Consider the following 14,189-nt stretch of genomic DNA (forward strand, 5'->3'; position numbering starts at 1 on the left):
TCATCCCTCTTTCTCAACGCTTCGATCAAAGAGTGCGAATGCAATAAACGCAAATACAAACAAGCAAAGGATCGTTACAAACACCATATGCATCGAATACAAATCAGCAATGATTCCTCCGAACAACGGCCCGATCATTCGTCCACCGGTCGCAACACTGTTCACAATTCCTTGATAAAACCCTTCTCTACCTTTTGGTGCCATCTTATTGGCAATCGTAGGCACAGCAGGCCAAACAAAAAGTTCACCAACAGTCAAAATAAGCATCGCAACGAGAAAACCGGTAAATACTTCTGCACCTGTCAGTACAGCAAAGGCAGCTGCAAAAACCGTTACACCTACGAGCAACTGAGCTTTTAACGTCTTCACCCATTTTTTCACGACAATCGCCATTAATGGCTGCATGAGCACGATTAAAAACCCGTTAATGGTCCATAATATGCTGTAGCTGCGCAAGTCAATGTTCAAGTCTTGCATATGTACAGAGATGTTTGATAACCATTGAACATACGCAAGCCAACAAATAAAGAACCCTGCCGACAAAATGACTAGCGCTCTCATATTTTTCTCATTGAAAGCTGGCGTTTTTTCTCGTGACTTCACTTGCGTGGAACGCTCTTGAATATTTCGATAGGCGATCGCGGCAAATAAAAACAACAACAAGTATGTAAAACTGTTCGCGGCAAAGATAAGTTCAATATTAAAGGCAGCCACAACACCTGCCAAAGCCGTTCCTGCTGAAACCCCTACATTTTGGGCGACGTACATCGCATTAAACGGCCGTCGACCTCCCTCAGGCCATAACGATCCTGCTAAAGAATAAAAGGCGGGAACAATCATGCCGTGCCCAAGACCAATCCCTGTTAAAAAGGCCATATATTGATAATATTCATGAAAAAAAGCTAAACAAACTGCGCTCACTAACGCGATCGTCATCCCAAGGATGAGTGTCCTATACCCACCCAACTGATCAAACAAACGTCCGCCAATAATATTCCCAATGACGCCAGCACCTGCATACATCATGAGAACGACCCCGGCTGCAGAGAGCGGCTCTCCTAATTGCTGATGAATGTATATCGTGTTGAGTGGCCAAAGAAATGACGAGGCAATCACGTTCGTACTCATTCCGATAATTAATAGCCATATGATTTTTGGCAATGTTCTCACCTGCCTTCTACCGAACATCAGTGTACACCGAATTCAATGCAGCTGGCAATGCTCGCATGGTAAACTAATTGACGAACAATGATAAGGAAATGAGGAAAAAAACTTTGTCTGTACCTAAGATTTTACCGTTTGTACGCACACTACTCGAAGAATCGTTGTCAGAAGGCGATACGGCAATGGATGCCACTGCCGGCAACGGTCACGATACATTATTTTTACGAGAAGTCGTTGGACATACTGGGTATGTCCTCAGTTTTGATATACAAAAAGAAGCACTCCAACACACGAAAAAACGCCTTGAGGACAGGCAGATTGATCATAGCAATGTTGAACTGATCCAGGACAGTCATGCCAATGTAATGACCTATCTAAATGGACACAGCCCAAAAGCAGCAATATTCAATCTCGGTTACTTGCCGGGCGGCGATAAAACCATCGTCACTTCACCATCATCTACGATTACGTCCGTCAGGCAGTTGCTCAGTGTCATGCCAAGAGGCGCGGTCATTATCATCGTAGTCTATTACGGTCATGAGGAAGGAAAGAAAGAACGGGATGCATTGCTGAAGTTCACATGCTCCCTCTCGCATCATGAAGCACTTGTCGCCCGATACGAATTCATCAATCACACGAATGACCCTCCGTTTATTTTGGCGATTGAAAAAAGAAAAGGGGCAGAGAACGATGCGTAAAATTGTCATCGTTGGTGGAGGCATACTTGGCATGAGCACTGCTTATGAGTTGTCAAAGTCAGATGCAAATGTTGTCGTTGTTGACCGTCAAGATGCTGGACAAGCAACCCGAGCGGCGGCTGGCATCATTTGTCCTTGGCTATCACAACGACGAAATAAAGATTGGTACACGTTAGTGAAAAACGGCGCTGCCTATTATCCGAAACTCGTCGCAGAATTATCTTCGATTCGTAACGATGACACCGGGTTTTATCGTAGCGGCGCCATCGCCCTCAGTCCCTCTAAAGAAAAACGAGATCAAATGCTCGAGCGTGCAAAGAAGAAACGTCTCGATGCACCAGAAATCGGAGAGCTCATCCCTCTCGACCGTGATAACTTTGCTGATTATACAACCGTCACACCAGTTGAACCATACGGCTTATATGTCGAAGGCGGCGCGCGAGTTGATGGCGAAAAACTCGTCAACAATCTCAGAATACAGGCAGAAGCAAATGGCGTCACAATGCTTCATGCCAATGCAACCATCAATGAGTCTGGAGAATTATTTGTCGATGGGGAGCGTTTGGAAGCTGACCAAATCGTATTAACAGCAGGTGCGTGGGCGAATGAATGGTTACACACCTTGAACCTTCAACCCGTCGTCTCTCACCAAAAAGCTGAAATCATTCATTTGGCATCACCCGTGTTTACTAAAGACAGTCCGGTGCTCATCCCACAAGGAACACAATATATCGTTCCGTTTAGCAATAAGAAAATTATCGTCGGGACGACACATACGGATACCGAACAATTCGATCCTACGCCTACACGTGAGGGAATTGAAACCATTCTCGAACAGTGCTATGAATCGTTTCCTAGTTTGACAGATACTGAAGTCGTTGGTACGCGTGTAGGATTTCGCCCGTACACAGAAAACTTCTTGCCTGCGTTTGGCCCGTTTCCAAGTTTCCCCCATATTCTTTTTGCAAACGGTCTCGGGTCCACAGGCCTAACGATGGGTCCTTACTTAGGCACTGTACTCAGTAGTATGGCATTAGGTCACGCTCCTGATCTTGATACAAGTCGGTACGCACCCAATTTCAAGCCTACGATGAGCCAATAATACAATCTCCTGCAGCAAGCCTTGCTACCGGAGACGAAGAACGTAGAGTACTGCTCAAGGGCATGGTAGTTCTCTTTCATCGGGGCTTAGGGGGGGTCTTTGTCGAATGTGTGCACTTCGATGTCAAATACGTGCACAACCTACAATAAGCAGAGTGATTATGAGTGATCACATTCACCCCATGAGCATCCGCCTGTAGAGGAAAGCAACTATTAATAACGCAATCAGGAAAACCTAAAGTTCACACTATCTATATAAGTTGAACGAAAGAATTTCTTCACGAACGAATGGTAGACCAACCGTTAAAGCCTAACGTTCATCGGCTTTGAGATCGATCTTAATCGTTTACAATAGACGTAGCAATGATGGGCATCTACTGCTATTGACCTCCAAAGTGTATGGATTTAGTTGAATGCCAAAATTGAGCAACCCCAGTTCAGAAACGTAGCCTATTCAGTGCCGTTGATTGGAACGAAAGGCGGTGACGCCTGCGGAAGAAGGGCCGAGACGAGACCCCGCAGGTCGTAAGACCGAGGAGGCTCGGCCGGTCCTCCGCGGCAAGCATCCGCCTGCAGTGGAAAGCAACAACAAACTGCGCAATCACGAAAACCTAAAGTTCACACTAGATGGATCAACACACTACTTCTAATCTTCCGTAAATCTCTTTTCTACGCAAAAGGGTCGCTCATAAAGAGCAACCCTTTCAGTTTACGACTCGTTCGGGAATCGTGTATACATTCATTGATTGTTTACGGATAAAGCCGATGGCGGTGATCTCGAGCTCTTCGGCAATTTCTAATGCCCGTTCTGTTGGAGCGGACTTAGACAAAATCATCTCGCACCCGATTTTGGCTGCTTTTAGAACGATTTCAGAAGAAAGTCTTCCGCTAAAAATTAACAGTTTGTTCTCAAGCGAAATATTGGTACGTAAGCAATGACCGTATAGCTTGTCCAATGCGTTGTGCCGGCCAATATCCAAACGCATGAGTGCAATATCATCCGTTGTTGCAATTGCTGCATTATGCACACCACCGGTATGTTTAAAAACGTCCGCTCGCTTTTGCAAGGCTTCCATAAGTGCGTAACATTGCCCGCTCGTGATTTGAACGTTTCTGGAATGCATCGTTTTTGCGGTTTTAGCATCTGCCGCAAAAATTAAACTTTGCCGGCTCATCCCACAGCAGGATGTGATGTAGCGTTTCGTTTGCATGTCTTGGTGCAGCCGACTAATTTCCTTGTGCAGATAAATGTGAACAAACCCTTCGCCCTCATCTACACGTAACGTTTTTACATCGGAATATCCGCTAATGACCCCTTCTGAAGCGAGAAATCCAATCGCCATGTCCTCAATATACGTCGGCGAACAGATGAGGGTCACAAATTCTTCCCCGTTTATCTTAATCGTTACAGGCATTTCACTTGCGATCGTATCCTGTACGGTTTCACGTTGGTCGCCATGAAACCGTACAATCTCTCTTGTTGTTGTGCTTGTCATTTAATCTTCCTAAGAAGAAATGGGAGCAAAAAGCAAGCAGCTCCAAAAGCGAACCCTACCCATTGTGGCGGCGTCTGCTTATTTTTTTGCACGGAGCTTCTTGTTTTCATTTCTTTTTCTGGATGCTTCATTCTTTCCAGTTGGGGTTCGATCAACTCTTTCGAATCTTGTTCAACGCCCATTCCTTTCACGAGCGCAACGAGGACGTTCATCCCTTCAATTACTTCAGGGTCTTTCAATGCACCAATTAGTGCGGTATAGCCGCCTCTTTGATTGGCATGTTCATAGTCTGCAACCTTTGAAATTCCTTTGTTCACCTTGAGAACAAGAGGCTCGATTTCGTTCATGTTTAGTGTGCCTAACAGCTCAAACAAAAGCAACGCATTTTTAATTGAACGGGTTGTATTATGATCATCAACAGCAGTAACGATTCTGTGCAAGAGCTTATCACTCTGACCAAGTCCTGCATTCATCATTTCAAACACTTCGTGCTCTTTTAGTCTGTCCAATACTTCTAGCGCATCGCGAAGTACTTCTTTGTTATTAATTAATAGATCTTCCACTTCACGTCGGTCGTTCTCACGTTGGACAGCCGGATCAATTTCTAGCTTGTGAATCACCTTCGTCGCTTTTGCCATTAGCGCTTCGCCCTCCTCTCTTTCACGATGTCGCCTGGGAATGTGTAGTCTGCCCTTGCCCATTTCTGTTCAACATTAACGCCAATTTGCGGTTGCGGGTTACCAAAACGATGATTCTTCCTCGGCAATGGGTGCTCCCCTCTAGGCTTCAACACTTCCATCTTCGCCGAGATTTCTTTGTATGCTGGTGTATCTGTATCTTTGTCAGAGTGGGAGCTCGTCAAGTAATTAATCGCTCCTTCACCAGACGTATTCATTGGCAAGTACACTTGTTTACCGACGACACGATCGGTGACGACACAATCAACTTTTACACTTCCGTAAGGAGATGTTAAGCGCACCTTTGTACCGTCTGTTAGATCACGTTCTTTCGCAAGTTCAGGCGAAACTTCCAAAAAGGCTTTCGGTGTCTTGCTTGAAATACCTTCAGACTTATACGTCATATTCCCTTCGTGAAAATGTTCAAGAAGTCGCCCGTTATTCACATGCAAATCATACTCTTCTTCGAATTCTAGCGGTCGGGTCCACTCTACTGGCCAAAGTCTTGCTTTCCCTTCAGGTAAAGGAAATCCGTCTGTAAACAGGAGCGGTGTATCTGTGCCATCAGCAGCCACAGGCCATTGCAAACTATTATAGCCTTCCAAACGGTCATAGCTTACACCCGCGAACAATGGCGTTAACGACGCAGCTTCTTCCATAATCTCGCTCGGGTGTGTGTAATTCCAATCCGCACCTAAACGCTTCGCGATGTCTTGAATGATTCTCCAATCCGGACGGGAATTCCCAAGGGGTTCAAGCACTTGGTATAACCGTTGAAAACGACGTTCCGTATTGACAAATGTTCCTTCTTTTTCAAGGCTTGGGCTCGCTGGCAATACGACATCTGCATATTCACACGTTTTCGTAAAAAATACATCTTGAACGACAAAGAATTTCAGCTTTTCAAAGGCTTCTTGTACATAGTTAATATTTGCATCGACAATCCCCATATCTTCCCCTTTAATATAGAGGACTTCCAAGTTTCCTTCATGGATAGCGTCAACCATCTCATGGTTATTTAGGCCAGGTTCAGCTGAAAGCTCTGAGTTCCATTTCTTTGCAAACCGATCACGAACATCATCATCCGTAACAAATTGGTAGCCAGGGAAACGGTCTGGCATGCTACCAAAATCACTCGCCCCTTGTACGTTGTTATGTCCACGAAGTGGGTACGCACCTGCACCTGGTTTCATGTAGTTACCGGTCACAAGAAGCATGTTAGAAATTGCTGTACTCGTGTCACTTCCACCCCCGTGCTGTGTTACGCCCATCGCCCAAAGCACCGAGGTCGTCTTTGCTTCGTGAATCATCGTTGCGATTCGAATTAGCTCTTCTTTACTCATGTTCGTGACTTCAGCAGCGTAGTCGAGTGTGTACAAATCAAGACTGTTCAAATACTCGTCCACGTTGTTCACATGTTGTGCGAGGAACTCGGTATCATGCCACCCTTGGTCAATGATGTATTTCGTCACTGCTGATAGCCAAACGAGGTCGCTGCCGGGCGCTGGTTTTACGAACAAATCCGCTCGTTCTGCAAGTTCGTGTTTCCGCAAATCGGCGACGATCACTTTCTGTCCGTTCAGTTTTTGTGCACGTTTTACACGTGTCGCTAATACTGGATGTGACTCAACGGTATTGGAACCGATGGAGATGACAAGTCCTGACTGCGCAATATCGCCAATTCCTCCGGAGTCTCCTCCATAACCGACGGTGCGCCATAACCCCATCGTTGCGGGTGATTGACAATATCTCGAACAATTATCGATGTTGTTCGTGCCGATGACTGACCGTGCCAACTTCTGCATAAGGTATGATTCTTCGTTCGTGCATTTTGATGAGGATATAAACGCGAGTGCATCAGACCCCTTTTGCTTCGCTGTTTTCTTGAACTTCTTCTCGATCAAGTCCAGTGCTTCTTCCCATTCTGCTTCTCTAAAAGCATTACCTTCACGAATGAGTGGTTTCGTCAAGCGCTCGTCACTGTTCACATAGTCCCAACCAAATTTCCCTTTTACACATGTGGAAATGCCGTTTGCAGGTGCTTCTTGCTGAGGTTCCACTTTTAGAATTTGACGGTCCTTTGTCCAGACATCGAAAGCACAGCCAACACCACAATACGTGCACACTGTTTTCGTCTTTTCAATTCGCTCTTCACGCATCGTCGCTTCTAAATCTGAAATCGTCATGAGCGACTCGTAACCCGTTTCCACATTTTTCGTAATGTTGACCATCGGTTTCATCGTTTCATCGTTTACTTTCGTTAAGAAACCCGCTTCTTTCTCCATGCCAACTTCCATCATCGCGTTACATGGACACACGGTTGAGCAATGTCCACAACTTACACATGAGGAATCATCGATCGAAGTGTTCTTGTCCCATATTACTCGTGGACGTTTTAAGTTCCAGTCAATCGATAGTGTCTCGGTCACTTGGACGTCTTGACAAGCTTCAACACATCTTCCGCACAAAATACACTGATCGGGGTCATAGCGATAAAATGCGTTTCTTTGAACAGGAGCTTCTTTACTCGTGTGAGGTGTTTCTTGGTGGCTAATGCGCATCTCTTTGACTGTGTTATGTATCTCGCAATTGCCGTTATTAAAATCACACACTGTGCAATACAATTCATGGTTTCCAAGCATTCGATCCATGGCAATCAGCTGTGCTTCGTGCACATCACTTCCTGCAGACTCGATGACATCACCGTCTTTAATTGGCGTCGAGCAAGCCCTTACAAATTCCCCGTTCACTTTTACGATACATGAGTCACATGTCTCGATTGCCCCAAGGCTCGGATGATAGCACAAACTTGGAATTTGAATGTCTTTTTTCGTCAAATAATTAAGAACTGAATCCTCGGTTGAGACCTTCTCCTGTCTGCCATTTACCGTTACGTTCAAATGTTCGCTCAATTTATATTCCCCTCTCTTTATGCAAACGTGAACTTTCCAACTTTTTCCCTGATCTTTCTAGGTTCAAACATTTTCAAATCGTTTTAAAACGATTACTTTTGGGTATATAGACTCTACTCGGATAGGAGGACACCATGTATAAAGACACCATACATACGTTGAACGACCAAGCAAAAGGAAAATATCAATTGTTCACCGATTCACCGCTTCGTTATTTGATCGCCTCAATTTTAGCAGGCGCTTATGTCGGTATCGGAACCATCGTGTTATTTTCTGTAGGAGGTCCTTTGCAAGCAGCAGGCTCTCCTTTTTTAGACATCTTAACCGGTGCCACATTCGGGATCGCTCTAGCACTCGTTCTTTGGGCAGGCTCTGAACTCTTTACGGGCAACAACCTTATCTTTACGGTTAGTTCATTATCAAAAGTGACGACGTGGAAACAAACATCGATCATCTGGTTGTGGAGTTATGTTGGAAATTTTATCGGCGCAGCATTCTTCACGGTACTTATTGTCATGACAGGCATCTTTCAAAACGTGCCCGAGCATCACTACATGTTCTCGCTATCGGCTGAAAAAATGAATGCGCCGGCAATGGAACTTTTATTCCGTGGAATTCTGTGTAACTGGATCGTCTGTTTAGCGATTTGGACATCACTTCGCGCTGAAGGTGACATTGCAAAACTGTTTTTAATTTTTGTGCTTATCTTTGCATTTATCGCCGCAGGCTTAGAGCATAGTATTGCGAATATGTCTATTCTTGGCATTGCTCTCATGCACGGTGGCCCTGACACAGTAACCTGGGCAGGGTTTGTGCATAATTTGATTCCTGTGACGATTGGCAACATTATTGGTGGAGCATTATTTGTTGGTGGTCTTTATTTTTATATTAGCAACAAAAAGCAAGGTGAAATTAAAAGAGAAGCTTGATTAACGACTCGGCAGCTTACGCTGCCGGTTTTTTTATCCTCCACTTACTGGGGGGATTAGCGCTAACGTATCGCCATGTTGTACACGGTCATCATTTTCGCTAAACTCTTCGTTAATTGCGGTCATCGTTTTGCTTAGTGCGCCAGTTCCTAGTTGATACTTTTGCTCCACCCAACTCTTCACTTCTTGCACAGAGTAGCCATCAACACTTGCTTTAATGCGACTCTCACCCGCCTTATCTCCAATCCAAGCGAAGAAAAGAATTTCAACCATGGGCCGTTTCCTCCCTCCCATTCTCCTCTTGTTGGTCTCCAATCCAACTTGTGCCATCATCCCAATGCTCTTTTTTCCATATCGGGACCATCTCTTTGATTCTCTCCATCGCAAAAGCATTTGCATCGTAAGCATCTTTACGATGCGGTGAGCTAACAGCGATCGCCACTGCTACTTCTGAAATATGCAAAACACCGAGGCGATGAGTAATCGCAATGTTTACATCCGGCCACTTTCCTTTGACTTCGTCTCCAATTCTTTGGAGCATTTTTTGAGCCATTGATTCGTACGCATGGTATTCAAGTTTCACCGTACGTTTGCCATTCGTTAGTTCACGAACCGTGCCTAGAAACGTTAATACCGCCCCAGCATTACGGTGTGACACTTCGTCGATCAGTGGTTGGATGTCAATCGGTTCTTTCGTCAGTTGAAACATCTCTGCCAATTCCTCCTTTCATGATGTAGTGGACAATGTAGCTCACGTACGCATGTACGTTTTCATAATCAAAAACAGGCACGTCTAGACCACGGTCGATGGGCACATGGGTAATGACGGTCACGATGTGATCACGCTTTAACAAATGGAAATCGGCTTCGTCTCGAATGATGACGATCGAAGCATACCGATCCTCTCTTTTCCACCCTTCAACGAGAACGCAGCTCGTTTTTTGCAGCTGTTGTTGGAGTTGAATCAACGCATCAAGTGAAGAAGTGCTGTTATGTACGTCAATTTGCACATGACCCTCTCCTTCAACAAGACTGACAGAAGCGCCCGCTCGGAAAAAACGTGCGCTATCTGTGCTCTTTGCAAGCTCACCGCCATGTCCATGATGTTTGACGACACCTACCGTAACGTTTTTCGACGATAACTCCCGCGTAATTTGTTCAATTAATGTCGTTTTTCCAGCGTTTTTATAGCCTACGACTTGTATGATGCGACAAGGTTGTCCCACGGCCACTCACTGCCTTTTTGATTCTCTAAAAATAACAAGTCCACTTCCATTCCCTTTTCGTATCCCCTTGTGCCTCCTGGTAAGACGATGAACACATCCGCTTCACCGAGTGAAATGACCGACCCAGACTTATCTAACCCCGAAGGACGGACAATATGTGTACCTTCTGACTCTTCAATCACCCCACGGACGAGGCGTGTAAACGGGTTCGGCTTAGGAAAATCGACACCGAGAACGCCTTTGCTTCTCTGTAAGTGTGCAAACTTCGTGCCTAAAGCCTTGCGGATGAGGGGACGGACAAACACTTCAAACCCGACATAACAAGCGCCTGGGTTACCAGACAATCCGAACATAAGCTTGTCTTCCACAGCGGCTGCCGTTGTGACACTACCCGGTCTCATCGCTACTTTGTTAAAGAGTGTGTCCGCTCCTAAACGCTCAATAATGGCTGGCACAAGATCAAAGTCACCGACAGAAGCTCCTCCTGTCGTAATCATGACGTCTACTTCTTGTAAATGTTCAGATACTGCGGTTACGCATTGGTCGAGATCATCTGGAAGTTTACCGAACATAACCGGTTCCCCACCTGCGCGCTTCACTTGAGCCGCTGCCATGTAAGCATTGCTATTTCGAATCTTCCCTGGAGACAAAGGCTCATGCACATCTAGCAGTTCACTACCCGTAGCAAGAATGCCAACTTTAGGCTTTCTCGCGACTGGAACAACATCATAACCAAACGTCGCGAGCAAAGCTGTGACCCCTGGGTGAATAAAGCTTCCCCTTTGAACGAGAGATTCGTCTTTTCGCGTATCTTCACCTTGAAAACTAATGTTGTCATTGTGCAAAAGCGGACGGACGAGGGATATTTCCTCGGCGTTGATTTCATTCACGAGCTCTAGCATCACGACGGCGTCACAACCGTCGGGAATCTTTGCCCCTGTCATAATCCGCACCGCTTCACCCGCTTGGACCGTTCTCGGGTAAACCGTGCCCGCACCAATTTCACCAACGACTGACAGTGTGACTGGTTCGTTTCGATTCGCTGTACTCGTGTCGGTGGAACGCACCGCATAACCGTCGTATGGCGAACGGTCAAATGGAGGAACATCATGGTCTGCAACGAGTGTTTTTGCTAAAAAACGATGATCTGATTCCAACAAAGGAACATGATCGACTCGTTCCGACAGTTCATACTGCATCACTTTGCCAACGGCTTCGGCAATTCGAATGGGTTTGCGAATTTCTACCACTAATTCCACACCTTCTTTCTTTATATTAATTGTTAGAGAGAGCGGACAATTGCGAACCATTACCCTCCAATATAGGACATCTCAATCTTTTTACGTTGCTTTGCTGATTCATTCGTTCGTAATTCTGAATAGCGATCCGCTCGAAGATTCCATATACTGCGAATTCGCTCTCGAAGTTGTGTGGCAGACATCCCGTTTCGAACATCAGATTTTAGGTCCGTACCTCGTTCTGAGAATAAACAGGTGAACAATTTGCCGTCTGCACTTAACCGTGCCCGCGTACACGTCCCGCAAAACGTCTCCGTGACAGAAGAGATAAACCCTACTTCTACATTTGAGCCGTCCTCGTAAGCATAGCGAGAAGCGACTTCACCGAAGTAGTCTTCTTCTTGTGCCCGAAGGGGTGCGATTGTGGAAACACGCTCATAGAGTTCCTTTTTAGATACGACTTGAGAGAAATCCCATCCATTCGTTTGACCCACATCCATGAACTCAATGAACCGAAGGGTTACTCGCTCATCTTTACAAAATTGTGCCATTGGAATGACTTCATGTTCATTGACCCCTCTTTGCACAACCATGTTCACTTTCACGCCTAATCCTGCTTCTTTTGCCGCCTGGATGCCTCGTATGACTGCCTCAGGCTTCGTCTTTCGACCACTCATCTGTTGGAACGTCGCAACAGACAACGCATCAAAACTAATATTAACGCGACGTAAGCCTGCCTCTTTTAACGGTTGTGCCAATCGTGGAAGCATCACGGCATTGGTCGTCAGTGCAATATCTTCAATACCGTCAATCCCATCTAAACGATGGATTAATTGAGCCACATCTTTTCTTAGCAAAGGTTCCCCACCCGTAATCCGGAGTTTATTTACCCCCAAATGAGCAAACGCGGTTGCTAACTCCACAATCTCGTCAAAAGAGAGCAACTCTTCGGAATCCATGAACGCATAATCTGGTCCAAACACTTCTTTCGGCATGCAATACGTACAGCGAAAGTTACAGCGATCCATAATTGAGATGCGCAAATCTTTCAGTGGCCTGTCTAACTGATCGTGAACTTCGCTTCTTGCCACTTTACGATCCCTCCTTACCTCACGTACTATAAGAGTAGATAAGGTAAATATTTCTAACAGTTTAACATAGTGAGAGTGAGGCGAGAAAAGAAAATGCATCATGAGCATGACGCAACTGGCGTATCCGTTGCCATTTTAACACTTAGTGATACGAGGTCCTTCGCTGAAGATCGCAGCGGTCAAACCATTCAATGGTTACTAAAGCCGACGCACGAAGTTGTTTATTATAAAATGATGAAAGATGATCCCTTCCAACTTCAAGAACAGATAAACGCATGGGTGAGAGATCCGCTTGTGGATGTGATCATTACGAATGGTGGTACAGGAATGAGCAGACGTGATCAGACGCATTCGACAATCAAACAGCTACTAGAGAAAGAGATGATAGGATTCGGAGAGCAATTTCGACTCCAAAGTTTCGAAGAAATTGGCCCAAAATCTATGCTGAGCAATGCAATCGCAGGGTCTGTCGAGCAAACGAGCATTTTTAGTTTACCTGGTTCGACAAATGCTGTTCAGTTGGCTATGAGAGAACTCATCTTACCGATTTTGCCTCATCTAACTGGGGAATTACGAAAATGAACGTCACGGGTCTGATTCTAGCTGGAGGCAAGTCAAGCCGCTACGGAAAACAAAAGCTATTTGAAACATTCGACAATGAGCCCCTTTACATGAGCAGTGTGCGCGCCTTAAAAGCCGCAAACATCACGAATTATTCGATTGTGACGAACGAGCAGCTAGCCGAAACGTTTCAACGAGCTGGACACTCTGTAATCGTTGAACCACAAGCTCACGGTGGCCCGTTACGTGCGCTCTATCATGGATTTCATGCGCTCAAAAACGAACCCGGTGAATGGTTTCAAGTTCTCGCAGGAGATTTACCGATGATTCACGGAGAACTGCTACTCACCCTCCAAAATACTGCAATTGAAGACGTAGAAGCAGACATCGTTCTTCCCATTCATAAAGGACGTGCACAACCATTGCATGCGCTATACCATCGGCGAACATTACACACACTCGAAACAATCATTGAACATGCTGACCATATGGGTGCGCTTTATGACGCTTCATCAACAAAATATCTTGCTTTTGCAGACGAAGAAAAAGGATTTTTAAACATCAATTCCGAACATGATTGGCAAGGGAGTTTTTAAGATGAAAGATTTTTCTCATTACAATGACCAAGGCCGACCCCAGATGGTCAATATTTCAGAAAAACAGCCGTCAGTGCGTACAGCAACGGCGACAAGTCGAGTCCGTTTATCAAAAACACTTTATGAAGCGATTCATTCTGACAGCATTCAAAAAGGAGACCCCCTTCCCGTCGCTCAAGTTGCCGGCATTATGGCCGCCAAAAAAACGTCGGAGTGGATTCCGATGTGCCATCCGATTATGTTGCAAGGAACAGATCTCCACTTTACTTATGAACGAGATGGAGATGATTACTTATTGTCCATTACTGCAGTTGTCACTGTTGATGCGAGTACGGGTGTTGAGATGGAAGCATTGACGGCGGTAACAGCGGCGGCACTAACTTTTTATGATATGTGTAAATCTGTGGACAAAGCAATGATTATCGAAGAAACATACCTCGTAGAAAAGACAGGTGGAAAAAAAGGAGATTTCCACCATCCTCGAAAACAATAGTGAAAGG

Annotated in this window: 15 protein-coding genes; 6 read left to right on the forward strand and 9 right to left on the reverse strand. The window is 45.4% G+C overall.

What is annotated here, in order from left to right; all coding sequences use genetic code 11:
- Positions 1-1,170, reverse strand: coding sequence for an MDR family MFS transporter (locus tag ACE1TF_RS08525; protein WP_307189729.1), 1,170 nt, complete (start codon positions 1,168-1,170; stop codon positions 1-3).
- 104 nt (positions 1,171-1,274) lie between these two features.
- Here ACE1TF_RS08525 and mnmM point away from each other — a divergent pair, with 104 nt between their 5' ends.
- Together mnmM and ACE1TF_RS08535 are read left to right on the forward strand one after the other, a co-directional pair.
- Positions 1,275-1,862 (forward strand): tRNA 5-(aminomethyl)-2-thiouridylate-methyltransferase MnmM, encoded by a 588-nt coding sequence (gene mnmM, locus ACE1TF_RS08530; RefSeq protein WP_375015922.1) that lies wholly within the window; start codon positions 1,275-1,277, stop codon positions 1,860-1,862.
- Positions 1,855-2,964, forward strand: coding sequence for an NAD(P)/FAD-dependent oxidoreductase (locus ACE1TF_RS08535; protein WP_375015924.1), 1,110 nt, complete (start codon positions 1,855-1,857; stop codon positions 2,962-2,964). The genes mnmM and ACE1TF_RS08535 overlap by 8 nt, the downstream gene beginning before the upstream one ends.
- A gap of 703 nt (positions 2,965-3,667) precedes the next feature.
- Here the strand turns inward: ACE1TF_RS08535 and fdhD are convergent.
- From fdhD to fdhF, 3 genes are read right to left on the reverse strand one after another with little or no spacing between them, the layout of a single operon-like run.
- Positions 3,668-4,459, reverse strand: a complete 792-nt coding sequence (gene fdhD, locus ACE1TF_RS08540; protein ID WP_375015926.1) for a formate dehydrogenase accessory sulfurtransferase FdhD — start codon at positions 4,457-4,459, stop codon at positions 3,668-3,670.
- Entirely contained in the window at positions 4,456-5,097 is a 642-nt protein-coding gene (locus ACE1TF_RS08545) for a helical membrane plugin domain-containing protein (RefSeq protein WP_375015928.1), read from the reverse strand. Before ACE1TF_RS08545 ends, fdhD begins: the two co-directional genes overlap by 4 nt.
- A complete protein-coding gene (gene fdhF / locus ACE1TF_RS08550) occupies positions 5,097-8,048 on the reverse strand; it encodes a formate dehydrogenase subunit alpha (protein WP_375015930.1) in 2,952 nt (983 codons plus the stop codon). Before fdhF ends, ACE1TF_RS08545 begins: the two co-directional genes overlap by 1 nt.
- 134 nt (positions 8,049-8,182) lie before the next feature.
- Here fdhF and ACE1TF_RS08555 point away from each other — a divergent pair, with 134 nt between their 5' ends.
- Positions 8,183-8,977, forward strand: a complete 795-nt coding sequence (locus ACE1TF_RS08555) for a formate/nitrite transporter family protein (protein WP_375015932.1) — start codon at positions 8,183-8,185, stop codon at positions 8,975-8,977.
- A gap of 33 nt (positions 8,978-9,010) precedes the next feature.
- On the opposite strand, the gene ACE1TF_RS08560 is transcribed toward ACE1TF_RS08555, so the two are convergent.
- From ACE1TF_RS08560 to moaA, 5 genes are read right to left on the reverse strand one after another with little or no spacing between them, the layout of a single operon-like run.
- Complete coding sequence (locus ACE1TF_RS08560) at positions 9,011-9,250, reverse strand: MoaD/ThiS family protein (RefSeq protein WP_375015934.1); 240 nt, start codon at positions 9,248-9,250, stop codon at positions 9,011-9,013.
- Positions 9,243-9,686: a molybdenum cofactor biosynthesis protein MoaE gene (locus ACE1TF_RS08565; RefSeq protein ID WP_375015936.1), complete on the reverse strand. Its 444-nt coding sequence runs from the start codon at positions 9,684-9,686 to the stop codon at positions 9,243-9,245. Before ACE1TF_RS08565 ends, ACE1TF_RS08560 begins: the two co-directional genes overlap by 8 nt.
- Positions 9,658-10,203 (reverse strand): molybdopterin-guanine dinucleotide biosynthesis protein B, encoded by a 546-nt coding sequence (gene mobB, locus ACE1TF_RS08570; RefSeq protein WP_375015938.1) that lies wholly within the window; start codon positions 10,201-10,203, stop codon positions 9,658-9,660. The genes ACE1TF_RS08565 and mobB overlap by 29 nt, the downstream gene beginning before the upstream one ends.
- Positions 10,170-11,453, reverse strand: a complete 1,284-nt coding sequence (locus ACE1TF_RS08575) for a molybdopterin molybdotransferase MoeA (protein ID WP_375015940.1) — start codon at positions 11,451-11,453, stop codon at positions 10,170-10,172. The genes mobB and ACE1TF_RS08575 overlap by 34 nt, the downstream gene beginning before the upstream one ends.
- 59 nt (positions 11,454-11,512) lie before the next feature.
- Complete coding sequence (gene moaA / locus ACE1TF_RS08580) at positions 11,513-12,532, reverse strand: GTP 3',8-cyclase MoaA (protein ID WP_375015942.1); 1,020 nt, start codon at positions 12,530-12,532, stop codon at positions 11,513-11,515.
- 93 nt (positions 12,533-12,625) lie between these two features.
- Here moaA and ACE1TF_RS08585 point away from each other — a divergent pair, with 93 nt between their 5' ends.
- The 3 genes from ACE1TF_RS08585 to moaC are packed head-to-tail and all read left to right on the forward strand — an operon-like array spanning position 12,626 to position 14,182.
- Positions 12,626-13,114, forward strand: a complete 489-nt coding sequence (locus tag ACE1TF_RS08585; RefSeq protein ID WP_042403177.1) for a MogA/MoaB family molybdenum cofactor biosynthesis protein — start codon at positions 12,626-12,628, stop codon at positions 13,112-13,114.
- Positions 13,111-13,689, forward strand: a complete 579-nt coding sequence (mobA, locus tag ACE1TF_RS08590; RefSeq protein ID WP_375015945.1) for a molybdenum cofactor guanylyltransferase — start codon at positions 13,111-13,113, stop codon at positions 13,687-13,689. Before ACE1TF_RS08585 ends, mobA begins: the two co-directional genes overlap by 4 nt.
- 1 nt (position 13,690) lies before the next feature.
- Positions 13,691-14,182 carry a cyclic pyranopterin monophosphate synthase MoaC gene (moaC, locus tag ACE1TF_RS08595; protein ID WP_375015947.1) on the forward strand — a complete coding sequence of 164 codons (492 nt, stop codon included), beginning with the start codon at positions 13,691-13,693 and terminating at the stop codon, positions 14,180-14,182.
- Positions 14,183-14,189: the final 7 nt, after the last annotated feature.

Origin of the sequence: Geomicrobium sp. JSM 1781026, assembly GCF_041949955.1 — a bacterium.
In the GTDB taxonomy this organism is placed as follows: Bacteria; Bacillota; Bacilli; order Bacillales; family Marinococcaceae; genus Geomicrobium_A.